This is a genomic window from Sphingobacterium bovistauri (genome assembly GCF_020295405.1).
GTDB classification, from domain to species: domain Bacteria; phylum Bacteroidota; class Bacteroidia; order Sphingobacteriales; family Sphingobacteriaceae; genus Sphingobacterium; species Sphingobacterium bovistauri.
In genome coordinates this window covers 218112-243853 of sequence record NZ_JADEYP010000001.1, presented here as the reverse complement: position 1 = coordinate 243853, position 25742 = coordinate 218112, and the positions used below count along the sequence as shown (strand labels likewise).

17 protein-coding genes are annotated in these 25742 nt (G+C 34.7%); 13 read left to right on the top strand and 4 right to left on the bottom strand.

The features are described from left to right. Positions 1-23: 23 nt before the first annotated feature. The 3 genes from IPZ78_RS01015 to purL all read right to left on the bottom strand — a co-directional run bounded on the left by IPZ78_RS01015 (position 24) and on the right by purL (position 6355). A complete protein-coding gene (locus tag IPZ78_RS01015; RefSeq protein ID WP_225551059.1) occupies positions 24-764 on the bottom strand; it encodes a LytR/AlgR family response regulator transcription factor in 741 nt (246 codons plus the stop codon). Then, positions 764-2497, bottom strand: a complete 1734-nt coding sequence (locus IPZ78_RS01010) for a sensor histidine kinase (RefSeq protein ID WP_225551058.1) — start codon at positions 2495-2497, stop codon at positions 764-766. Before IPZ78_RS01010 ends, IPZ78_RS01015 begins: the two co-directional genes overlap by 1 nt. Before the next feature lie 189 nt (positions 2498-2686). Next, positions 2687-6355 (bottom strand): phosphoribosylformylglycinamidine synthase, encoded by a 3669-nt coding sequence (gene purL, locus IPZ78_RS01005; protein ID WP_225551057.1) that lies wholly within the window; start codon positions 6353-6355, stop codon positions 2687-2689. 194 nt (positions 6356-6549) lie between these two features. Here purL and IPZ78_RS01000 point away from each other — a divergent pair, with 194 nt between their 5' ends. Then, positions 6550-7827, top strand: coding sequence for a Gfo/Idh/MocA family protein (locus IPZ78_RS01000; RefSeq protein ID WP_225551056.1), 1278 nt, complete (start codon positions 6550-6552; stop codon positions 7825-7827). A 38-nt stretch (positions 7828-7865) separates the two neighbouring features. Here the strand turns inward: IPZ78_RS01000 and IPZ78_RS00995 are convergent, their stop codons facing one another. Continuing rightward, the gene (locus IPZ78_RS00995; RefSeq protein ID WP_225551055.1) at positions 7866-8756 is read right to left on the bottom strand and encodes a sugar phosphate isomerase/epimerase family protein; all 891 of its coding nucleotides are present in this window, start codon (positions 8754-8756) and stop codon (positions 7866-7868) included. A gap of 140 nt (positions 8757-8896) precedes the next feature. Here IPZ78_RS00995 and IPZ78_RS00990 point away from each other — a divergent pair, with 140 nt between their 5' ends. From IPZ78_RS00990 to IPZ78_RS00935, 12 genes are all read left to right on the top strand, one after another. After that, the gene (locus IPZ78_RS00990) at positions 8897-9499 is read left to right on the top strand and encodes an RNA polymerase sigma-70 factor (protein WP_225551054.1); all 603 of its coding nucleotides are present in this window, start codon (positions 8897-8899) and stop codon (positions 9497-9499) included. Between the two features lie 63 nt (positions 9500-9562). After that, positions 9563-10642 (top strand): FecR family protein, encoded by a 1080-nt coding sequence (locus tag IPZ78_RS00985; RefSeq protein ID WP_225551053.1) that lies wholly within the window; start codon positions 9563-9565, stop codon positions 10640-10642. A 192-nt stretch (positions 10643-10834) separates the two neighbouring features. Then, positions 10835-14245: a SusC/RagA family TonB-linked outer membrane protein gene (locus IPZ78_RS00980; protein WP_225551052.1), complete on the top strand. Its 3411-nt coding sequence runs from the start codon at positions 10835-10837 to the stop codon at positions 14243-14245. A gap of 17 nt (positions 14246-14262) precedes the next feature. After that, positions 14263-15789: a SusD/RagB family nutrient-binding outer membrane lipoprotein gene (locus IPZ78_RS00975; RefSeq protein ID WP_225551051.1), complete on the top strand. Its 1527-nt coding sequence runs from the start codon at positions 14263-14265 to the stop codon at positions 15787-15789. Between the two features lie 108 nt (positions 15790-15897). Further along, on the top strand, positions 15898-16647 hold the full coding sequence (locus tag IPZ78_RS00970) for a glycoside hydrolase family 16 protein (RefSeq protein ID WP_225551050.1): 750 nt from the start codon (positions 15898-15900) through the stop codon (positions 16645-16647). A 142-nt stretch (positions 16648-16789) separates the two neighbouring features. Further along, positions 16790-18283, top strand: coding sequence for a sulfatase (locus tag IPZ78_RS00965; RefSeq protein WP_225551049.1), 1494 nt, complete (start codon positions 16790-16792; stop codon positions 18281-18283). Positions 18284-18427: 144 nt separating this feature from the next. Further along, the gene (locus IPZ78_RS00960; RefSeq protein ID WP_225551048.1) at positions 18428-18607 is read left to right on the top strand and encodes a hypothetical protein; all 180 of its coding nucleotides are present in this window, start codon (positions 18428-18430) and stop codon (positions 18605-18607) included. Further along, positions 18604-19644 (top strand): DUF2931 family protein, encoded by a 1041-nt coding sequence (locus IPZ78_RS00955; RefSeq protein ID WP_394371229.1) that lies wholly within the window; start codon positions 18604-18606, stop codon positions 19642-19644. Before IPZ78_RS00960 ends, IPZ78_RS00955 begins: the two co-directional genes overlap by 4 nt. Before the next feature lie 3 nt (positions 19645-19647). Beyond that, a complete protein-coding gene (locus IPZ78_RS00950) occupies positions 19648-21210 on the top strand; it encodes a phospholipase effector Tle1 domain-containing protein (RefSeq protein ID WP_225551046.1) in 1563 nt (520 codons plus the stop codon). Between the two features lie 88 nt (positions 21211-21298). After that, positions 21299-22669: a hypothetical protein gene (locus tag IPZ78_RS00945; protein WP_225551045.1), complete on the top strand. Its 1371-nt coding sequence runs from the start codon at positions 21299-21301 to the stop codon at positions 22667-22669. A gap of 339 nt (positions 22670-23008) precedes the next feature. Continuing rightward, entirely contained in the window at positions 23009-25399 is a 2391-nt protein-coding gene (gene pheT, locus IPZ78_RS00940; protein ID WP_225551044.1) for a phenylalanine--tRNA ligase subunit beta, read from the top strand. 34 nt (positions 25400-25433) lie between these two features. After that, positions 25434-25742, top strand: a complete 309-nt coding sequence (locus IPZ78_RS00935; RefSeq protein ID WP_225551043.1) for a hypothetical protein — start codon at positions 25434-25436, stop codon at positions 25740-25742.

The following is a 25742-nucleotide window of genomic DNA, read 5'->3' as shown; positions in this document are numbered from 1 at the left end:
TATTACAATTTATCTAACATATATTATAATTCTTTCAGTAAATGTTTTCGTTGTCTCGAAACTGGTACGGACAGCATATTTTCCATAATAAGGAAACCACCGTCCTCTTTTTTATACGATAAAACTTTAGATTTATTAATTAACCAGGACTGGTGTATTCTTTGAAAACCATAAGGGGATAGGATGTTTTCATACTCTGAAATAGGAGTAGACACTACAATCGGAGCCGTTTGATGGGCTATATAAAATGTGGTGTAACTATTATCGGACTTACAGCATATAATATTTTCGATTAATATATAGCGTATTTCGTTTTGGTCGGCTAATGCAATTCTTTTTTGTTGAACATGTTTTGCCTGTTGATATGCTTCCAAAAGCAATTCCATCTGTTGTTTTTCCATTTGCTTTTTTAACGTCACCTTATGCACAGCCGCTATTAATTCTTCTGTATTCACAGGTTTCAACAGATAATCTGTTGCGGAAAATTTGATGGCTTGTATGCCATATTCATCATGTGCTGTGACAAAAATGATATGGGGTATATTAACGTTCAATTGATGTAGAAGATCAAATCCCGTTTCATTTTGCATCTTGATATCTAAAAACAAAATATCAGTTGAGTCATTATGCAAGTCTTGTAACGCTTGATCAACTGTGCAAGCAGATCCTACAATATGTAATGTAGGACAATATCTTTTGATCAATAAGCTCAATGTTTCGATGGCGCTTGGCTCATCATCTACTATATAACAATTCAACTGCATTAGGCTAACCAATTTTTAAATGTAAATCTAGTCAAAGTTCCTTCTTGGTATGTAATATCCATTGTTATTTTCATAGCATCCAATTTTTCATTGTAAATTGAAATTCTTTTATGAGTTAAGGACAAACCTTGACCATTTTGAGCTTTTGATACATCCCAATATTTTCCATTATCTGTAATCTGAAAGATAAGATCAAGATTTTTTTCTAAAATTTTGATTCCAATATGCGGATTTACTATTTCGTTCTTTAGTCCATGGCGTATGGCATTTTCTAGGATGGGTTGCAAAAGTAGAGGAGGAAAGTCAATAGCATTAGTAGTAATGCTTGGTGATATTTGAATAGTGTAAGTAAAAGGTTTTCTTTTATTTTCCAATTGGAGATAATCTTCTTCCAATTTTAATTCTTCGCTTAGTGAAATAAATTCTTTTTTGCCATCATCCATTACACGACGCATAAAACTTGCCACATCAGAAATGTATGCATTCGCGGTTTCAAAATCTTTATTCATAATAGTACCTTGGATAGCATTCAAAGAGTTAAAAAGAAAATGCGGATTGAGTTGTCCACTAAGCAGCGAAAGTTGCGTTTCTATAGCTTTGTTTTTTTTATTCAGGTCTGCTAATTTCTTTTTAATTAGTTTATTTTTAAAATAAAACCAAGAGCCAAACAGCAAAGAAGCGAGCATAAAGCCCGCTATAATTTTAAATATGGAAGTTTGTGTAAGATCTTCAACACCCCGAATAGTAATTGGTATTTCTGTTTCTGGCTGATTTTTATACCTTAAGTACAATGTTTTATTCGTACCCGGTGGTATGTCTTCATTATCTAGGATGATAAATTTATGTTCAAAAGCAGACTTGCCATTTTTTTGAATCGATTTCCAACCCGTTTGCTTATCAAGTGTAAATTCTATCTCTTCACCCTCTTCTAGGGAATTAAATACTAATACACCGAGATTGTTTCTCCTTAACTCAAAAGAATTCGTGGTGTCTTTATTTCTGATGAAATCGGAATTCAAAGGATCATTTAAAAATGATTGTAAAGATTCTTTAATTCCTTTACTATTTGTTTGCGTTTGATAATAAACGAACTTTTTTGGTTTATCTAAGATACGTTTAATATGTGTTGTTTGGATTATCTCCTTAGTGTCAGATTTTCTAAAAGTAAAAGTTATTATATCATCATAGTATAAATGAATATCATCTGTTTGATGCGTTGAAGCCCAAGGTTCTGATATACCATTTTTCGAATCTCCGTCGGTAAATCTATTTAGTTGATAACCGTATACAGGTGGTAGTTTATCCAATATTTGCCAATTATTTAAAATTTTGTTATTTTTTTCTATTAAGATTTCAACTTCTTTATAATCATAATTTTTATAATCATGACGGATTGGCCAATAGCGTTTGTCATCATTTTCAGTGACAAATACCAGCCTAAAAATACTATCTGTAATAATATGGCGATGTGATTCGAAAAATTTACTATACGATGCTTTCTCATCTTTAGTAAATTCATTTACTTTAAATTCTTTTAATTTATCACTTAATCTCTGAGGGTTAGAATAAGTACCGATAGATACATAGGGTAAAATGTTTGAAAATGACATGTCATGTTTCACAAAGCAAGTGTCACATGGTTTTCCATCGATTAATTTTTGTACACGAGGTATTTGTCCAATTGTTAAAATAGGAATGTACAGTAGCAGTAACGCAATAATTTTTAGTTTCATAATTTTTAAATTTTAGGAAAGTTATACATTGCCTAAAATTATTGTTAGTCAATACTTGAATATGGTATTTATGCTTTTGAATTTAGTGAAATTTGACTTGAAGAGCTAATAGAAAAAGTTTTATTTTATAAAAAAAATCCTCCTACACTTAAAGCGCAGGAGGATTCCAAATATTACGATTTGTCCAACTTATTTCTTGTTTTCCAAACACCAGTTGCGCGCATTGATAAATGCTTCCAACCAAGGTGTTACTTCATCTTGACGACCAGCTGGGTAGTTTGCCCAGTTCCATTGAAAGATAGAACGTTCGATATGTGGCATAGTTACTAAGTGACGACCAGTAGCATCACACATCATTGCTGTGTTGAAGTCCGAACCGTTAGGATTGTGTGGATATTGCTCGTAAGCGTATTTCGCTACAATGTTATAACGGTCTTCGCTATATGGCAATTTGAATTTTCCTTCACCATGTGAAATCCAAACACCTAATGTCGAACCAGCTAAGGTGCTTAACATGATCGAGTTGTTGTCTTGCACTTTCACCGATACGAAATTCGACTCGTGTTTGCCTGAAGTATTGTGTGTCATTTTACCGTGAACTTCATGGTCTGGATTGATTAAATCCAATTCCATCCACAATTGACAACCGTTACAAATACCTACAGACATCGTCTCAGAACGAGCGAAGAAGTTTTCTAATGCAGTGCGCGCTTTCTCGTTGTACTTGAATGCACCAGCCCAACCTTTAGCCGAACCTAAAACATCTGAGTTAGAGAAACCACCAACAGCACCTACGAATTGGATGTCTTCTAATGTCTCACGACCAGAAATCAAATCTGTCATGTGTACATCTTTCACATCAAATCCTGCTAAATACATCGCATTCGCCATCTCACGCTCAGAGTTGGAACCTTTCTCACGGATAATAGCCGCTTTAGGACGAGCGCCTTCGTGTTTAGGTTTTACACCTGTAAATTGAGCAGGGAATGTAAACGCTAATGGTTGATTTTTATAGTTGTTGTAACGCTCTTGCGCCGTACCGTTTTTCGATTGTTTTTGGTCTAATAAGTAGGACGTTTTGTACCAAGTATCACGCGTTTCAGTTACATTGAAAGTGAAAGTATCAGTGTTGTTTTTGATGGTAACGTCAGCACCTTCAATCGCTTGACCGATTTTTACAGCTTCAATACCTGCTTGTGCCAGTGTCGCTTCGAATGCTACGTCATCTTTCGCTTGTAATACTACAGCTATGTTTTCATTAAATAATGCTTTTACGGTATCAACCTCGCCTAAACCAGATAAATCGTAGTTAGCCGCTAAGTTTACATCTGCAAAAGTCATTTCCAATAACGTAGTGATTAAACCACCAGAACCAACGTCATGACCCGCTTCGATTTGACCCGCTTGGATTAAATCTTGAATCGTGTTGAATGCTTTTTTGAAGTAAGCTGCATCTTGGATAGTTGGTACTTCCTTACCAATCTTATTTAAGATTTGAGCGAATGAAGAACCACCTAATTTGAAGTTATCTTTCGATAAATTGATATAATAGATAGAACCTGCATTTTTAGCTAAAACTGGCTCTACTACTTTATTAATATCTGTACAGTTACCCGCAGCAGAGATGATCAAAGTACCTGGAGCGATTACATTTTCGCCATTCGGATACTTTTGTTTCATCGACAAAGAGTCTTTACCTGTAGGGATGTTGATGCCTAATTCAATAGCAAAATCTGAACAAGCTTTCACTGCTTGGTATAAACGCGCATCTTCGCCTTCATTGTTGCATGCCCACATCCAGTTCGCCGATAAAGAAACACCAGCTAAACCATTTTTGATAGGCGCGAACACTAAGTTTGATAAAGATTCTGCAATCGCTGTACGGCTACCCGCAGCAGGGTCTACGATAGCTGCTACTGGAGAATGACCAACAGTTGTCGCGATACCTTCTTTACCTTTGAAATCTAAAGCCATTACACCCACATTGTTCAATGGCAATTGTAATGGACCTGCACATTGTTGTTTCGCAACACGACCACCTACACAACGGTCAACTTTGTTCGTCAACCAATCTTTAGCTGCAACAGCTTCTAATTGCAATACATTGTTTAAATAAGTAGGAACGTCAGCTACGTTATATTCCACATCTGCGTAATTTCTCACGACAGTGTTGTCTTTCATATATGTTTTTGGAGAAGAACCGAAGAAATCTTCTAAGGCATAATCCATTGGTTTTTCACCAGAAGTTTTCGATTGGAATGTAAAACGGTGATCGCCAGTTACATCACCTACGGTGTACATAGGCGCACGTTCACGATCTGCAACGCGTTTTAATGTTTCGATATCTTTTTCGGCAATCACTAAGCCCATACGCTCTTGTGATTCGTTACCGATGATTTCTTTCGCAGAAAGGGTAGGGTCACCTACTGGTAAAGCATCTAAATCGATCAAACCACCTGTATCTTCTACTAACTCAGATAAACAGTTTAAGTGACCGCCAGCACCGTGATCGTGGATAGAAACAATAGGGTTGTTGTCCGATTCTACCATACCACGAACCGCGTTAGCCGCACGTTTTTGCATTTCGGGGTTAGAACGTTGAATGGCATTTAATTCGATACCCGAACCGAAAGCACCTGTATCAGCCGATGATACCGCAGCACCACCCATACCGATACGGTAGTTTTCACCACCTAGGATAACGATTTTATCACCTGTTTCTGGTTTGTGTTTTTTAGCTTGGTCTAATTTACCATAACCTACACCACCAGCTTGCATGATTACTTTATCGTAACCTAATTTGCGACCTTCTTCTTCATGTTCGAATGTTAATACCGAACCAGTAATTAAAGGCTGACCAAATTTATTACCAAAATCAGAAGCACCGTTTGACGCTTTGATTAAGATATCCATAGGTGTTTGGTATAACCACTCACGCTCTTGAACAGCTTTTTCCCAAGGTCTATCTTGCAACAAACGCGAGTAAGCCGTCATATAGATTGCTGTACCTGCCAAAGGCAAAGCACCTTGACCACCAGCCAGACGGTCACGAATTTCACCGCCTGATCCTGTAGCAGCACCAGCAAATGGTTCTACCGTAGTAGGGAAATTGTGTGTTTCTGCTTTAACTGATAATACAGAATCAAATTCTTTCTCCGCATAAAAATCAGGTTTATCAGCGGATAATGGTGCGAATTGTGTAACGCGTGGGCCTTTTACAAAAGCTACATTATCTTTATATGCAGAAATAATCTCGTTAGGATTAGTTTCAGATGTTTTCTTGATGAGTTTGAATAAAGAAGTTGGTTGCTCTTCGCCATCAATGATAAAAGTACCATTAAAGATTTTGTGACGACAGTGCTCTGAGTTAGCCTGAGAGAAAGCGAAAACTTCTGAATCCGTTAATTTACGACCTAATTTAGTCGCTAAATTATTTAAATATTCTACTTCTTCGGAGTTTAAAGCTAGACCTTCAGCTTTATTATACCCATCAATATCTTCGATTTCCAAGATAGGTTCTGGTTCGATATTGATGCTGTACATTTCTTGTGTCAAGGCAGTATATTTCTGCGAAATCATTGGATCGAAATCGTTGAAATCTGCCGATACAGGTTGAAATTCCTCAATACGAATCAAACCTTCAATACCCATGTTTTGCGTGATTTCTACGGCGTTGGTACTCCAAGGCGTAATCATCGCGGCACGAGGACCTACAAAGAAATGATTAAGGGTTTGATCGTCAAGTTTTTTGGCGCTGCCGAATAGCCAGTTTAGTTTAGTAATGTCTTCTTGTGATAAAGAGTTAACACTTTGAACAGCATAAACGATGTTCGATGGGTTCTCAAAGAAATGGATCATTATTGTATGTTAGTTTTGAACGTTCTTCAAATTAAAATACAAAAATACGCATTATTTTAGAATCATTCACAAGAAAGTAGAGATGTTAGTAAAAAGCTGTTTATTCACAATTTATAGTAAAATATAAATAGGTTCTAAAACGAATCTTTTGAAAATTATTTATATATTCAACTCTACCTAAATTATAAACTACTATGAAAAGAGGCGATTTTCTTAAAAATACAGCTTTGGCACTAGCTGGTATTACTATTGTTCCACGGCATGTGTTGGGAGGAAATAATTTTCTGGCACCAAGTGATCGAATTAATCTTGGTTATATTGGTGTAGGAAAGCAAGTTGGGACGCTGATGAATGGATTGGCAAAATTACCCGAAACTATGATTATTGCCGCGTCTGATGTTGATCAGCGTAAGCTTACTCGTTTTATAAGTTCCGCAAATCAGGTAAATGCTAAGAAAAGTAATAAAAATGTAGAGGGATATGCTGATTATAGAGAGCTATTACAACGTAAGGATATTGATGCAATAGTAGTAGCATCACCAGACCATTGGCATGCATTACATGTCATTGATGCGGCAAAGGCTGGAAAAGATATTTATTGCGAAAAACCTCTAGCGCTAACCATCGATGAGGGAAGGGCAATGTGTAATGCAGTGAAAAAATATAAGCGAGTACTGCAGACAGGAAGCATGCAGCGTTCGCAATACAATTTCAGACAGGCTGTGGATTTAATTCGTAATGGTTACATCGGTGAGGTTCATACTGTTAATGTACATATCGGTGAACCCGTTAAGCAGTGTGATCTACCGAATATGGCTGTTCCAGATTATTTGGATTGGGACATGTGGGTAGGACCTTCCCTTTATCGTGGGTATCATTCTGATCTTTCGCCTCCAATAGAATCGACGCAATGGGCAGGTTGGCGTTGGTATAGGGATTTTGGAGGTGGCAATATTGCGGATTGGGGGGCGCATATGTTTGATATTATTCAATGGGCATTAGAAAAAGATCACACAGGTCCAAATGCGTTTGTACCTCCAGATAAACCAGGTGCTAAATTTGGATTGTATTATACATATGAGAATGGCCCAACTATCTATCATAAAAATTGGGGTGAAAGTAATGCAATTCAATTTATCGGTACAGAAGGTAAAATTGAAGTGTCTCGTTCATTCTTAAGATTTGATAATCCGAAGTTGGAGAATATACAATTTAAATCTTCTGATAAGCGTGTGCATTTTTCTGATAATCACTATGCAGATTGGGTGAAGTCAATGAAAGAAAGGTCAAATCCTGTAGCATCTGTAGAAGTAGGGCACCGCACATCAACAGTCTGTAATGCAGCTAATATTGCTTATGAATTGCAAAAACCTTTGAAATGGGACCCTAAAAAGGAAAGTTTTGATAATGGATTTGCTAATAATATGCGTTCTCGTCCGTACCGAGGAAGTTGGGATTACACAAAGTTCTAAATAAATAAAGTCAGTTGGTGTAGCAACTGACTTTTGTTTTATTGTAAAATTTGTTTCACATAATCTCTACAGACTTTTACTTCTTGTGCTGCATTTGATCCTTCAGGAATTTTATATTCCAGTTCAATAGTGACTGGTATATTATACTTTTCATTTTTTAAGAGTAATAGTATTTCCTTAATCGGTGTGTCTCCATTTCCCCATTTTAGATTATCTGCACCATTTACTTTGTTTTTACGATCTTTCATATGAATCGTAGAGATACGGGTGTGATTACCCTTGATGTAAGTTAATAATGATTCTACTGTATTATTTCCTCCAGCCGCGATATAATGTCCACAATCCAAATTAACAGAATTGTATTCGTTTTGACCTAGGGCAGTGTTCCATGCAAGGTCGTTTCCTTGCAAATGATTATGGTAGCCAACTAGCATTTTATATTTGGATGCTATGCGTCCTAATCGCTCAGAATGATCAGCGTCATTTATACGTAATTCTGTCGTCACGGATTTGGCTCCTAAAGCTTTTGCTGATTTCATTGCAAATTCAACTTCCTTGTCTGTATTGTTTTTATTAAGAAGATTCGGTTTGTAAGCATAGATTTCTATACCTTCTTTTTTGAGTTTTTTTCTTACCTTCTTAAATTCATTCATAGAAATGGACTCTCTCCATTTTTTTATTTCTTCTGCATCCTTTGGTCTGCCTAAGTACAGTTCAACAGGATCTCCCATTAATTCTATGGCATTAATTCCACTCATTTTTATTTGTTGAATTAAGCTCTCAAGATCTTGTGGCATGGACCTGTACGAATAGGTGATCACACCAATTTGAACGCCACCAAATTTTGAATTTAATTTTTCTTTGGATTGTCCCAATACTGTAGCGTATTGTAATAAAGCTAGGATACTAAAAATAAGGAGTCTTATCATGATTTAAATTTGTAGATTGTTTAGGTTATTTACCAGTAAAAGTAATTATATTATTGGAGAAACGATATACCTTTTTACCTTAATATTTTTTGTTTTGATTCTGTAAATCTATTACATTTGAGTTGTTTATCTCTAGTATTTTGAAACGAACCAATTATAAAAACTTAGATGAGGATCATCTCTTATCATGTATTCGTTTAGGCGATGAATTAGCGTTTCGATTTTTTTATGATAATTATCGCTCACAAATATATCATGTAGCACTACAGTATTTGAAATCCAAAGAAGTGGCGAAAGAAGTTGTACAAGATGTGTTTTTAAAAATTTGGGTTGATAAGGATGGTCTTGCAGATGTTAAATGCTTGAAATCCTGGCTGTATAGAGTAACTAAAAATAATGTTCTGAACAAATTGAAGCGAATCGCGGTGGAGAGTAAGGCAAAAGAATATTTCAGTTTAAGGACAGAGCTCCTAGATACCAATACAGAAGATCAACTTCACGCAAAAGATTATCAGTCTCTATTACAGGATGCAATTAATTCTCTTCCTGAGCAGCAAAAGAAAGTATTTGAATTAGCTCGTCACGACAACTTAACCTATGATAAGATTGGCGAAAAATTACATTTGTCACCATTGACGGTTAAGACTCATATGGCTAGAGCATTGCAAGCTATTCGTGCTAAAATTAGTAGAAATGGACTTGAGATACCACTGTTTTTAATTTTTATTGAAGATTTTTTTTAATCGTTGTACTCCGATACATATTTGTGGTTGTCTTACAATAAAGCTGATTAACCAATTGGGTGTATGAAAGACAATGAATATTTCACATACTTGCTAGACAAGTATGTCAAGGAAGTAATATCTAAAGAAGAATGTGATCAATTATATCAATTTATTAGGAGTTCTGAATATGATCATATAATAACTGATGATATCTATAAAAAATTAACCCAAGCCTCTCTAAGATCAAACGAACAGCTATCTGCTGATGAAAGTGATATTGTTTTTCGTGAAATACTAAAGAATTCTAAATCTCTTGGACAACAATCTCGGTTTTCAATTCGCAAAATTGGGATTTATATTACCTCTATTGCAGCACTTATCACACTAGTGGGGTTGGGTTGGCTGTTTTTCTATAAGTATCCTAATATTACTAAACATAAAGATGATTATTTACATAATGATTTGGTGTATTTTAACGATTCAGATACAATTCAACAGATAGTTTTAGCAGATCAAAGTACTGTGGATTTATATCCTAGCTCTAACTTAACTTACCCATTATCATTTACGGATAATATTAGAAAAGTAACCCTAATTGGGAAAGCATTTTTCACAATTACAGAAGATAAATCCAAGCCATTTATAGTATTAAGTGGGAAGTTGAGAACGAAGGTTTTAGGGACTAGCTTTTTAGTGAATTCTAATCTCAAGGATGGAATTGATGAAGTAGAAGTTAGAACAGGTTTAGTAGAAGTTAGAGAGGTAGGGGGCAATTTGGTAAATGATTCTGCACTTGAAAAAGCAGTGTTACTAACCCCAAATCAGAAGGGTGTGTATAATATTAAAAGTCGTGCATTAAATAAAACGTTGATTACAAGTCCTCAGCCACTCATTCAAAAAAATAATTCCATTGATGTAAGTCGTTCAGAAAAAAATGAATATGACCAAGAAAGAATTTCTGAAATATTTAAAATGTTAGAAACGACATATGGTGTTCGTATTTATTTGGACAATAGTGATTTGAATGGTTGTACTTTCACAGGTAGTTTATCTGATACAAATCTTTTTTCCAAACTGAAAATTATTTGTTTGGCGACAAATTCATCGTATGAAGTAATAGGAACGGATATTATAATTAAAGGATCTGGATGCGAAATGTAAAACCAATAATATAGCTGATTATGAAAGAACGTCTACCTACATAGTATAAAATGAAAGAGCCGATTAGTTTCGTGGACCAACCGACTCTTCGAAGCACATGAATGCTTCTTGTGTTTTTAATTTAATTGCAAACCAAAAACTTCTAAATATATGAAAAATAGGCAACATACAGTTGCTTCAATATGCTTAATTATGAGGATAACACTAACCCCAATAGTACTAATTTTAGTGACTATTAGTTCTCTTTACGCAAACGAAGCCCATGGACAACATGTTCTGGAACGTAAATTTTCATTGGATATCAAAAATCAGTCATTAAGTGATGTAATTGGAGATATTCAGATTCAAACGAAAGTCTCATTTTCCTATAGTAAAAATGCAATCAAAGCTGACGAATTGTTTTTTAGCCTTTCTGAAAAAAAGATTTCCATTGAATCATTTTTAAAAAATATTCTTTCAAATTATGGAATTGACTACGAGGTTGTGGATAATAAGGTTGTGCTATTTAAAGCAACTCATTCGATTTCTTCCAATAATGGAACATTATTATCAGATGTGCAAGTGATTACAGGTAAAGTAGTGAACGAAGAGGGGCAGGGAATAGCAGGAGCGTCTGTTTCTATTAAAGGAACATCAATTGCCGTATCTACCAATAGAGAGGGTGAATTTAGTTTGCAAACTATAAATAGTAATTCAATTTTTTTGTTTAGCTATATAGGTTATGCTTCTAAAGAAGTTTCGTACCATCAGTTAGTTAACTCTAAAGTGGTTGTGCTTGAAAAAACTATCACTGAACTGGAAAATATAGTTGTTACAGCACTTGGGGTAAGACGAGAAGAAAGAGCATTGGGCTATTCAACACAAAATGTAAAAGGTAATACATTGAAAACTACTAAAGGTATAGATGTAGCAACATCATTAACTGGTAAAGTAGCAGGTATGATCGTAAAAAATAGTGCAGAGTTTGCTCAAGCTCCAGAACTGTCTTTGCGAGGTGAATCACCTTTAATAGTTATAGATGGTGTGCCATATGGTAATATGACATTACGAGATATACCTCAGGATGATATCGAATCTATTGATTTTCTTAAAGGTGCTACTGCATCAGCTTTATACGGTGAGCGCGGAGGAGCTGGTGCTGTGATGGTGACAACAATCAAAGGTGCTGCTAACAATGGATTGGAAATTTCATTCAATAGTAGTAGTATGCTAGAAGCTGGATACCTCGCTATCCCTGAAACGCAGACCACTTATGGTCGCGTCGTAAATACTTCAACTAATACTTATGTAAGGACTGGAGATGGATCTTGGGGGCCACCATTGGAAGGTCAAGATGTTATACAGTGGGACCCCGTTAGTCGCACAATGATATCGATACCATACATAGCAAGAGGTGCAAATAATTTTGAAAATTTTCTACAGAATGGTCATATTCTAAATAATAATTTGAGCATTGCTAACAGAGGTGAATTTGGTGGAATTCGTGTTTCTTCTACTTGGGTTAATAATAAGGGAACATATCCGAACTCACGGTTTGATAAGATCACCTACAGTGTAGGTGGAGATTTAAATTTTAATAAAACTTCCATAGTGACATCCTTATCTTATAATAAACATAATTCACCTAATCTTGGTTTTGGTGGCTATACAGGGTATGACCCTATGTATAGTATGCTTATTTGGGGATCACCAGATTGGAATATATTAGATTATAAAGATTATTGGTTGATGCCAAATGAGCAGCAAAATAACAGTTTTACTGCAGGTAATAATAATCCTTATTTTGATAGGTATGAGCGAATTAGACCATATAATAAAGATGTGTTTAATGGTCAACTAACATTAAATTACGATATAATAAAAGGATTAAAGGCAACAATAAGAACAGGATATGACACATATAGTGATAAACAGATTGTTCGTATATCTCAGGGGTCATATCAGGGAGGTGGTAATTCAAAAGTAATGAATCGTGGTGGGACCGAAATTTGGGGCGAAACAACAAAAGGTTCTTTTAGTAGTGGATTAAGTAGAGGATTTAGTACTAATACAGAAGCTTTGTTATTGGGAGATGCGACTGCTGGCGATTTTGGATTTGATGGGTTTATAGGGACTTCAATCTTTTATAAGGAAGACGAGGGAATAGAAGCAAAAACTCAAGGTGGCTTATCCGTTCCTGGTTATTATTCACTAAAAGCATCAATAAATCCCGCAGCAGTGAATTCTGTTATTTGGAAGAAACAAACCAACAGTGTGTTTGGAAAGGTTGGAGTAAATTGGAGAAATCTAGCATTTTTAGAAGCTACAATGCGTAATGATTGGACTTCGACTTTACCAGAAGAGACCAGATCATATTTTTACCCATCTGTGTCAGGAAGTTTAATTCTGTCTGATTTATTACCCAAAACCAATTGGTTATCTTTTTGGAAAGTAAGAAGCAACTGGACAATTGCTAAAGGCGCACCAGATATCTATGATATCAATACCGTTTATTTTATTGCGACTAACCAATGGGCGGGGTTACCTACTGCAACATTCCCAACTTCAATTCGACCTTCGGATGTGTATTCTTTCGCTTCTAAATCCAGTGAATTTGGTACACAGATGTCTTTATTCAAAAATAGGATATCTGTGGATATAACCTATTTCAAAAAAAGACTATATGATTTGTTAAGAACTGCTCAAATCAGCGAATCTTCAGGATATAGTAGTGTGTATACGAATACAGAGGACCAAACAGAAAGAAGAGGTTGGGAGTTAAGTTTTAATGTGACACCTGTTAAAACTGAGGGGCTTCAATGGGATATTGGTCTCAATTGGAGCAAGTTTGCTAATCACTATGTGAAAATAGATCCAAAGTACGCTGTTCAGGGTAGGAAGTGGATTGCTGAGGGAGAGCGAGTTGACCATTTTGTGTTTAATGAACATCAAACAGATAATGAGGGCAATTGGGTGATGAATAATGGAGTGCCAACGTATAAACCGATATTGTCACTAGCTGGGTATGCTGACCCTGATTGGTCTTGGGGTATAAATACTAAACTTTCATATAAAAGCCTTAGTCTGGGGCTGTCGTTTGATGGTCGTGTAGGAGGTTTAGCTCAGTCATTCACAGAGATGTACATGTGGAGGTCAGGTAATCATCCGAATTCTATTACAGAAGAAAGATATCTTGATGCAACAAATCCTGGTACTAAAAATTATTTAGCGGATGGAGTGAAAGTAGTTTCAGGAGCAATTACTTATGACGCAAATGGAGATGTGTTAACTGATACACGTGTCTTTGCAAAGAACGATATACAATCAACCTATAAGTCGTATTTGGAAGCAATTCATAAGGGAACAGCTTGGGGAGGAAACCCTTCTCCCGCAGATCTATATTCTACTACATTTTTCAAGTTGAGAGAAGCATATTTAACCTACACATTTCCACAACAAATGATTGATAAACTACCATTCAAAGGCTTATCTGCATCTTTAGTGGGGCAAAATTTGATCTATTGGGCAAAACAATTTAAATATTCGGATATAGACGGTGGATCAGAGAATTTTACTGATCCATCCCTACGATACATGGGGTTAAATATTAAATTGGATTTTTAATGTTAAACGAAAAAGTGATGAAAAATAAATTATTTATATATATACTATTATTCAACTTTATTGCACTTTTTGGTTGTAATAAGTTTGATGAACTGAATTCAAATCCTAATGCAACAACGGATGTCAATGCTTCAATGTTAGCGACCACAGTGATTCTTAAAAATTTAAAATTTGGAGGAAGAGATGCTATGGAATATGTGTCGGATAATGGTGTTGCAAAATATGTAGCTTATGCAAATCAATCTATAATGTCTTCTCAATATGCTTTTTTGGGTCCCACAACCTTTGATAATATGACTATATTACCGAATATAGATAATATGCTGAAGTATTCAACAGGAATTCCTGCTGAAAATTCTTATAAAGGCTTAGCCAAATTTAGTAGGGCTTTTATGTTCTATCAATTAAGTATGAAGGTAGGAGATATCCCATACAAGCAGGCAGGAAAGGGTCTTTCGGAGGGCTTAACGATGGTTCCATATGATGCCCAAGAAGAAGTGATGAAGGGAGTATTGTCAGAGTTAAAAGAAGCAGAAGAGTATTTTGCAAAAGGCATTACTTTTGCAGGTGATCCAACTCCATATGGAGGAGACCCAAAAAAATGGAGAAGGGCTGTGAATACTTTTCGTTTAAAAGTTCTGTTATCTTTAAGTAAAAGGGATGGGAATTCAAGCATTCCTGTTAAGCAAGAGTTTTCTAATATTGTGCAATCAGGGGAGCTTCTGGAGGAGTCTACAGGTCACTTAGGACTTAATTATTCTGCTGTCAATGTCCACCCATTGTATAGTACAAATACACTAATTACTAGTCGAGTCATTATGAGTTCATTACTAGTCAATCAATTAAAATCATATAACGATCGAAGATTATTTTATTATGGGGAACCTGCAGCGTCCGAAATTTCTGGTGGGAAGTTGCAGAATAATTTTAATGCTTATGTTGGTGCTGAAGTTGCGGAGAATTATGATGTAAATACGGCTGCATATCTGCAAGGAAAATTTTCTGGGATCAATTTGAGGTACCAAAAACTTGTCACAAGTGATCCACGAATAATTGTGAGTTATGCGGAACAACAATTGATCTTAGCGGAAGCAAGAATATTGGGATGGATATCAACAGGAACCGCTAAGGAGTATTATGAGTCAGGTACTAAAGCTGCGTTGAAAAATGTAATGAATACGGATCAAAGTTATGCGCATGGAATGGCGATTAATCAAGCGTATATTGATGGATATTTTACAGGTGAAGCGTTATTTAAAACTGACCAATCTGATCAATTGAAGCAAATATGGATTCAAAAATATTTTTTGAATTATATGCAAGATCCTACACAATCGTATTACGAATATCGAAGAACTGGTTATCCTATCTTTCCAATTAGCTCATCCACTTCATTGAACGTAAACAAAAAAGAAGCTATTCCAATGCGATGGTTGTATCCTTCTTCAGAAATAACAAGAAATCAATCTAATTTGATGGAAGCTCTGAATAGACAATATGGCGGTAATGATGAAATAAATCAGGTAATGTGGTTACTTAAATAGAATTTTAATGTAAGGGTTAACTATTAGGTTAACCCTTACCTTTTTATGTGTTAAAATATGAGGATATTAAATAAAATTGCTTTTGTAATACTTATGTGCCAATTTTCAATGTTTAGTTGCACTACAAATAAACAATGGGACTTAGTATGGTCCGAAGAATTTAATTATGTTGGAGCACCAGATGCTACAACTTGGAATTTCGATACAGCAGGGAATGCTTGGGGATGGGGAAATAATGAATTACAACATTATACATCTAGTAAATATAATAATGCAATTGTTGAAGATGGTGTACTAAAAATAACTGCGAGAAAAGAGAAAATCGCTGATAAATTATATACCTCTGCTAGATTAACTACTCAAAATAAAATTAAATTTCAATATGGGAAGCTTGAGGTAAGGGCAAAATTGCCAAAAGGTAAAGGGATGTGGCCTGCAATTTGGATGTTGGGCCAAAATATAGATTCTTTGGGTTGGCCTATGTGTGGTGAAATTGATATAATGGAATATGTAGGTTATGAGCCTGATACTGTTTACGCAACAATTCATTCTGATACTTATAATCATATGAGGAATACCCAAAAAATGAAATCCATTTTTATAGAAAATCCACAAGCGTTTCATAATTACTCGATTGAATGGTCTAAAGATAAAATTGATTTCTACTTAAATAGTCAATTGTATAATACAGTCTTAAATGAGTATAAATCAACTAATGAATGGCCCTTCGATTCAAACTTTTTCTTGCTTTTAAATGTAGCAGTGGGAGGGAATTGGGGTGGTAAGCATGGTATTGATACTTTATCTTTTCCTGCTCAAATGGAAGTTGATTATGTTCGATATTATAAGCGTAAATAGTATCAAGATTTTCCGTTACCATATGTAATGACAGGAATCATGTGCGAAAAAGTTTTATTAATGAGAATGTATTAATATTCAGGATACAACAGGATGCAAATTTGCTGCAAAGGGATTATAATTGAGTTACTAATCTAAAACTATGAGAATTTTTCTATTTATTTTTTTTGTTGCTTCACTATTGTTTTCAATAAACCCTTCGTTTGCACAAAAGAAAAATAATAAGGTAAACAAGCAAATGAATGTTCTATTCATAGCAACTGATGATATGCGTACTGATTTACAAGCTTATGGTAATGAAGTCGCAAAGACACCAAATCTAGATAAACTCGCTAAAGCAGGTGTGCTTTTCGAAAGAGCGTACTGTCAATACCCCCTTTGTGGTCCATCAAGAGCTTCATTATTAACAGGTAAAAAACCGACTACATCAGGACTATATGGTAATAGAGAGTGGTTTGGTGCTTCATTTCCTGATTGGAAAAGTTTACCTAAATATTTTAAAGAACACGGCTATACGACATGGCGTACAGGAAAAATATTTCATGGCGGTATTGACGATACAGATGCTTGGGATGAAGGAGGGGAGGTTAGGCAACACAATAATCCTATAAATACAATACCACCAGCTCAGGTCTCAGCGGTACAGTATTATGCTAATATATGGAAGTCGCCAGCAAAGTTAACCGAAGGAGCAGATCCCGATATTCGTTCAGACCGATGGGAGGCGGTGAGTGGAGATGAAGCTATAAACTTGGGGGATACAAAGGTTGGAGATAGAGCATTAGAATTTATTAGACGTAGTAAGAAAGAGAATAAGCCATTCTTCTTGGCTTGTGGTTTTTCAAAACCACATACACCATTTATAGCCCCAAAAGAATTTTTTGATTTATATAACGATGAGGATATTAAATTACCCGTGAATTTTTCATCTCTTCCCGTTGTACCTATAGGCTTCCCTCAAGGCGCTACACGTTTGCGAAACACAGATCTATTTATCAATAGAACGGCTAGTGTGAATGAAGCACGCGATTACATAAAAGCGTATTTGGCGTGTATTAGTTATGTAGATTGGAATGTAGGGAGATTGTTGGATGAATTAGATAAGCAGGGGTTGCGTGAAAATACAATCATTGTTTTTTGGAGTGATCATGGTTATCAACTTGGCGAGCGCGGCAAATGGTCTAAGGCGGGTTCATTATGGGAGCAAGGTACTCGTGTGCCATTTATTATATACGATCCAAGAGCTGATGGAAATGGCGAATCATCTTCTAGAACTGTTGAGTTGGTTGATATTTATCCAACTTTGGTTGAAGCTTGTAGCCTTCCTATGCCAAATGATTTGGATGGTAAAAGTTTAATACCATTATTGCAAAATCCAAAAGCCATATGGGATAAACCAGCATATACTGTTTGGAATGAACATAACAAAGGAATAACAGGTGTGGTGATTCGTACTGAAGATTGGCGTTATGCTGAGTTCTATGGAAATGGATCTGGCGCGTTTTTGACTGACGCTAAAAATGATCCACATGAATTGATAAATTTGGTTGAAAATCCTCAATATAAAGATATTGTCAGTCAGCTAAGTAAATTGGCAAAAGAATATGTTGAAGGTAAATCTGAGATCAATAATTAATTAATACTTAGAATCTAAAAAAGCCAAACTTACTTTGAGTTTGGCTTTTTTGTTTTTCTGACAACCTTTTTAGTTAAACTTAATTTCTTTTGTTTTAAAAAATTTATATATTCATGAAATATATTTAACAGTAAATTGTATTTTATGGCAATTATCAAAAGAGCAACCAATATAAAGATTGAAGTTCAAGGCGAATATAATCTTCAAGTAGGAGGAAAAGTAGAGAAAATAGCTAATAAAATCAATATACAAACTACCTGTGCTAATCTTGTATTAGCGAGTAATAAGAAAGTTGTAGTTCAGGGAGGAATAACAGATAAATGATGAGAATATGCTTTTTATCAATAGTATTCCTGCTTTCTACACTTTTCATGGGAAGTTGTCAAGATAAATATAAAGGTATGAAGAAGTACGCTTGGAGTGCAGCTATATCAGCCCCCAAATTATATCCCATTGAAGTGATCCGAGGAAGTCTGGGTAATGATGAATATGGCGCCTATTTTAGTACAATATATGGAATTAATAATCCGGGTTGGGGAAATGCGGGACGATCAATGGATAATTCTTCATTGCAGTATCTGCCTGATACCTTATCATTTACTTGGTATTCTATTGTAGAGGATAAATATTTTACGGGTAAGTGGGGGCTGGATATTGCATATTTAAACAAAGTATTTAAAGAAAAGTATGAGAATATATTTCATAAATCGGAACAGTTATATAAAATTGTTATTGGTTTAGGGCCAAAAGGCAAAGTGGTAATGTGGGGGCAATCAGCGGGCACAAGCATAGAATTAGGTAGCTTTCAAGCTCAGGATACTATAATAACAGCAGCCGATATGCGAGAGGACGATCAACATCGCTTTGTTGAAGGTCGAAGAGAGCGTATTTTAAGAAATGATTTTTATATACCAAAAGAGGCTAGAGAAAGGATAAGTGAAGTCGGTTATCCAAACCCGGATCTTTATAGTTTGTATCAAAAACGCTACGATTGGAATGTGAAAATTAATCACATTGGTGAGCCTAATGATTTACGTCTTTTTTACTTTAATGGGGAGATGGAATCTAGAATTTATCCAGGTGTAGATAATCCATTTTTTAAGCGACGATCTATTATTAATAGACTGGCATATTTTTACATAGATGAGGAAAAAAAAAGAGGCTTAGGTATTCATTTTAACTCTTATGAAGAATTATCTCAAGCTTTCGAACGATTATCTATGAAAGCAGAATCTATTGAGTTAGTTGTTGATGTGGATTTGAGTACTTTAAATTCAGGAAGAGTGTTTTTAAAAAATAGTCAAGAGAAAATTGAACTTAAAGAAGTTGTCATAAGCAATAGTTATACTAAAATCAAGTAATATATGCCAGCCAATATCATATTTGGAACTTCTAATCCGGTAACTGTCGAAGGAACAAAGTACATAAATTTAGAATTTGGGGTATTTTTTGATGGTACGAAGAATAATAAAAATAATTCGGATGCACGTGATGCGGCAGTAGGTACAAAGGAAAGGAAGGCGTTCGAGGAATTTGGAAAAAAGGATAAGGAGAGCAGTTATTATAACGACTGGTCGAATGTGGCGCGCAAGTGGAAACATTATCATCCGGAAAAATCAATTTATATTGAAGGAATTGGTACTGGCGTAGACAGTCTTGATGTAGAACAATTTGCTAGTGATACGACGAAAGCTTTTGCTGTAGGAACTGGGCATACAGGCATACGTGGCAAAGTCAGAAAAGGCTGTAAAGCACTTTCTGAAAAAATTAAGCTAGCGACTAGAGATTTTAATAAAAATAAAGTAATTGGTAAAATTTATATTGATGTTTTTGGATTTAGTCGGGGCGCTGCAGCTGCACGTAATTTTGTATACGAAATTCATAAGTCAAGGTATATAGCTCATTCAAAATCTTATTCAGGAGGAATTGGACATGGAGCTTTGGCTTATAAGGATTCTGATGGTTTTGAAGTGCCTGAGAATTTAATTAAAAATGGCTATTTACCAGCAGGTGGTCATTTGGGTTTAGAGTTATCTAGAAAAGGGCTATATATTCATCCGACGAAATTAGTCGTTCGTTTTTTAGGGATATATGATACAGTTTCTTCTTATGCCAATCTAACAGAGTTAAAGTGGAAGCAAGGTTTGCCGTTGCCAAATTTCTCTAATGATGTTAATCAGTTAAATTTAAACACGTTAAAAGTCAACAAGATTGTGCATTTTACCGCTAGGGACGAACATAGGGAAAATTTTGCATTGACAAAAGTGTCACACGGCATTGAGAAAACATTTCCTGGAGTTCATTCTGATATTGGTGGTGGCTATATTACAGGTGAAGAAATCAAAAAAGAAATAGAAACAAGCTGGTTCGCTCAGTTTAAAACAGCTGGATTAGGGGATTTGGAAGAATTGAGAAAAGTCTTAATTAGTGAGGGCTGGTTTAAGTCTAATCAATTGAGTGTGCGGGGTGGCAATGTCTTAACGCCTCATCGATTACATGGTGCTAGGTTTGTAAAAAAAGAATATAGTTATATTCCTTTGCATTTTATGTGTGACTATATAGGAAAAGCTGATATAAAACTATTAGAAACCGAGGAATTGTTAGATGAATATAATATAGATAAACACCCTTTGTTACAGAAAACAAAAAAATATTTAAAAAGCTATGTGTTGGATGAAAATAATAAAGAGGCTTTAAAATTTGAGTGGTATAGTGAAATTCATAAAACATACAAAGGAGTGAAATCTACTGATCCAAAATCAGTAGAATATACTAAAAAGCTTAGAGAGCAAGAAGATCTTAGGGTTTTAAGAAACGAATACCTGCACTGGTCTTCTGATAGGGATGGAATTGGAATGGATCCAAATACCAAATGGTATGATTTGAAAAATGCAGCGTCGTCGGGTCGTAAAAGGACTATTTATTAATTTTTTAACACATAATATAGCGAGACATAGGAATTTATGTTTTACTATAATCTTATAACGTCTCAACTTTTATATTATAAATATAAACATGAAAAAGCAAATATTCTTAGCCATTTTTGTTTTATGCAGTCTGCATGTTTTTGGACAAAATAAAAAATCTAATAAACAAGATGAGAAACTTATTGATAGCGCTTCTGTAATTCTTTCTGACTTTGATACATTAGCGTATATTGATGATGATTCCTATAAGGATACCATTCGAATCGAAGCGGGACAAAAATATGCTGTACTTATTGATGTCAGTGATCAATCAATTGATTATGATCAACAAACATCTGATTTAGATAGAGAGTCTTTAGAATTGGAAAATAATTTTTCTTTTGATGACTTAAATGTTATTAAAATATCTGAAATCTCCTGTTTGGTTTTTGATAATGGTTTTACAATTGATTTTGATAAAACAAATGAATATGAAAAGGCTATCATATTTTGGGATGGTCTAAAAAATAATGATGTATTTGTAAAATATGATTTAATAAGAACCACTGAGTTTATAAGTGAAAAGTTGAAATTGAATAAAGTTTCTTCATATGTAACCAATACTGTAGATAATTTGAAAAAAATTGAAGAAATTAAAAAAGCAAATAATTTCACTGATAACTCTAAGGGTTTATTGGAAAGTTATTTAAATAAATATATATGGGATTTTCAATTATTTGATGAATACATTTTCTTTTACGAATATATAGTAAATAATAAAAGTCTAAAAAATGTTAAGTCCATAACTTCCAATTTTTCTTTGGTTACTGATACTAAATATGAAGAATTAATCTCCATGGACGAGGATCCTAATGAGCCTATGCGGATTGTAGAGCTTGATTATGGAGGTATTCCAAGATCTGTTATGAAGGAAGGTGATATTCTAAATAAAACTCAGGGTGATATTCTAAGTTATAAAGGAGGTGTATTAAGTAGTGTTATAATGAGGTCTAATGGAGAGAAATCAGTTTTTTATAATGATAATTATATGATGGTTCATATGGATAGTAGTAATTATGAAAAAGCTGAGATTTATTGGATACAAGATGGGAATATATTTATTGATACTTATTTGATATGGAAAAATATGAACGATTCTTATAAAAATATATTTAGTACAAAAAAGATTATGAATGATTCGTTTGCTAATAAATCTGTCATAAGTAAAACTAGTAATCATTTGAACTCTTTTCCTCTCATTCATACTATTTATGAAGATGACAATTCTATTTCTCCAGTACGTATTAGAATAGAGAAAATTAATAATAATAAATATTGTGTTTTCGTTGCGAAATTCGGTGATAGGTACTTTTTGTTAGGTACATGTTATATGTTAAACAATGGATTAATTGATAAAATTGTATTTGATCTTTTTTCTCATAAGAATTATGTAATTAATTATTCTTATACCTACTATTAATTGGTTTTTTTAAGTTTGAAATTCAGTAATATCCCAAATAAAATTATGGGCTTAAAAAATCTACCTTTTTACAATAATAAAGAAAGGTTTTGGTGAAAAATCACATAAATATTCTCTTTATTTTATTAGAAAATTTTAAATTGTCCAATTTTATCAGGAGGTTCATCTGTAAAGAATGTGACATTTACCCATTTAGCTTTTCCCTACCTTTTTGCTAACTGTTTACAATTAATGGAATTCTATATTGGATTTTGTTTGATTAGCTTTAAAATAATCCACAATTATAAAGCTGCTATTCGTCACAAAATTTTATCTTTGTAACTCAAAAAAAATACAAAGATGAATATTTCTTACAATTGGCTTAAGAATTACTTAAATATAGATAAATCACCCGATGAGCTTTCGTTGATTCTGACTGATATTGGTTTAGAAGTAGAGGCGGTTGAAAAAGTGGAATCAATCCCTGGTGGTCTTGAAGGCTTGGTAGTGGGGGAAGTGTTGAGTGCAGAGCAACATCCAAATGCAGACAAGCTTCGTATTACGAAGGTGAATGTCGGCACCGATACGCCTTTGGATATTGTGTGTGGTGCACCTAATTGCCGTGCTGGACTTAAAGTAATTGTCGCTACTGTAGGAACTACCTGTCATCCACTGTCTGGTGAGCCATTCAAAATCACAAAATCTAAAATTCGCGGTGAAGTTTCAGAAGGTATGTTGTGTGGTGAAGATGAAATTGGTTTAGGTACTTCACATGCCGGAATCGTTGAATTACCGGCAGATGTTCAAGTAGGCACGTTAGTTAAGGATTTTTACGACATTAAAGATGATTTTCGTTTTGAAATTGGTTTGACGCCAAATCGTGCTGATGCAGCATCACATTTAGGTGTGGCGCGTGATTTAGCTGCGTATTTCAGAACGAGTTACACATTGCCAAATGTAGAGGCTTTCGTTGAAGGCCCTGTACAAGGTACAACTGTCGTGGTAGAAAGTGAAGATGCTCCAAGATATTCAGGTGTGAATATTTCTGGGGTAAAAGTTGCCGAATCGCCTGATTGGCTGAAAGAAAAATTAAATACTATCGGTATTCGTTCGATAAATAATATCGTAGATATTACCAATTATATATTACATGATTTAGGTCAGCCTTTACATGCTTTTGATGCAGCTAAAATTTCTGGAAACAAAATCGTTGTGCGCAAGGCTACAGAAGGTGAACCTTTCAAAACTTTGGATGGCGTGGATCGGAAATTATCTGCAGAAGATTTAGTCATTGCAGATGCTGAAAAGCCGATGTGTATTGCTGGTGTATTCGGTGGTGAGTTTTCAGGAGTCACAGAATCTACAACAGATATTTTCTTAGAATCAGCGTATTTCAATTCTGTTTCAGTTCGTAAAACATCAAAACGCCATAATTTAAAAACAGATTCTTCATTCCGCTTCGAAAGAGGAACAGATCCAAATATTACAGTTTTTGCACTTAAACGTGCGGCTTTATTAATTCAGGAAGTTGCTGGTGGTGCTATATCATCTTCTTTAGTAGATGTTTATCCTGCTCCAGTTGAACCTTTTAAATTTGAGGTTAGCTACCGTAATGTCCAACGTTTAATAGGTAAGGATATTCCTACAGAAGTAATAAAAGATATTATTTTGGCTTTAGGTATTGTTATTACTTCTGAGAAGGAAGGCATTTTAGCTGTTGAGGTTCCAGCATATAAAGTAGATGTAACTCGTGAGGTAGATGTGATAGAGGAGGTTTTACGTATCTATGGGTATAACAATATTGAATTGAAGTCCCAAATTTTAGCTTCGCTTAATACACAAGAGAAACCGGATAAAGAAACAGTATTAAATCAAGTGGCTGATCTTTTAGTAGCAAATGGTTTTAGAGAAATTCTTTCCAATTCATTGACAAAATCATCGTATGCTGATGATGAAGCTACCGCTGTGAAATTGTTTAATCCATTAAGTTCCGACCTAGATACGATGCGTCAGAATATGCTTTTTTCAGCATTGACAGCTGTAGAGTACAATCAAAAGCGTAAACAAGGGGACTTAAAGATATTTGAATATGGTAAAACTTACCATTTAAAAGAAGACGGATATGACGAGAAGCAACGTTTTGCTTTAGCAATCGCTGGCAAACAGGGAAGTGAACAGTGGAATATCTCCTCTAAAAATGTGAATTTCTATAATTTGAAGTCGGCAGTAGATACTATTGTTAGACGTTTGAAAATAGAAGGTTTGCAAATTGTAGAAACGGCGAATGCTAATCTGTCTTATGGTTTGGATTACATGAAGGGTCAAAAAGTATTAGTTTCATTAGGTGCAGTTCATCATGATGCATTAAAAAAAGTAGATGTTGATGGTCAAGTTTACTTTGCTGATTTTGATTGGGATCTGGTAATTAAAACTATTCGCAAGAATACAATTAAATATAAAGAAGTTTCAAAATTCCCAGCAGTGCGTAGAGATTTGGCATTGTTAGTAGATGAAGAAATTAGCTTCGATAAGTTAAAATCTGTCGCATTAAAAACAGATAGAAAGCTATTGAAAGAAGTTAATATTTTTGATGTATATAAAGGTGATAAATTACCGGAAGGCAAAAAGTCTTATGCTCTGAGTTTTACGATTCAGGATGAAGAAAAAACGCTAAATGATAAACAAATTGATAGTATTATTCAAAAATTAATTATTAACTTTGAGAAAGAGACTGGCGCAGTAGTGCGATAGTTTCGAGTACAATAATTTTAATTGCGAGAATCGTATGGCATTATTATCATCACAAATGAATATTATCGTTGAGAAAACGAAAAATTTAGTTCAAATGTGTGAAGCTCTACAAGAGGAAAATGATTTGCTAAAGTTGGAATTGCAATCTGTACAAGTAGCTTTTGAAACAGGTACAGAAAAGATTAAACAACTGGAAGAACAGACCAAAGCAATGGCTGTAGCAAGAGCACTTGATGAAGCGGATATCGATAAGGGTGCGATAAATGAAAAAATACTTGACACAAAACAAAAAATTAACGATTTTGTGCGAGAAATAGATAGATGTATAAACTTATTGAAGTAG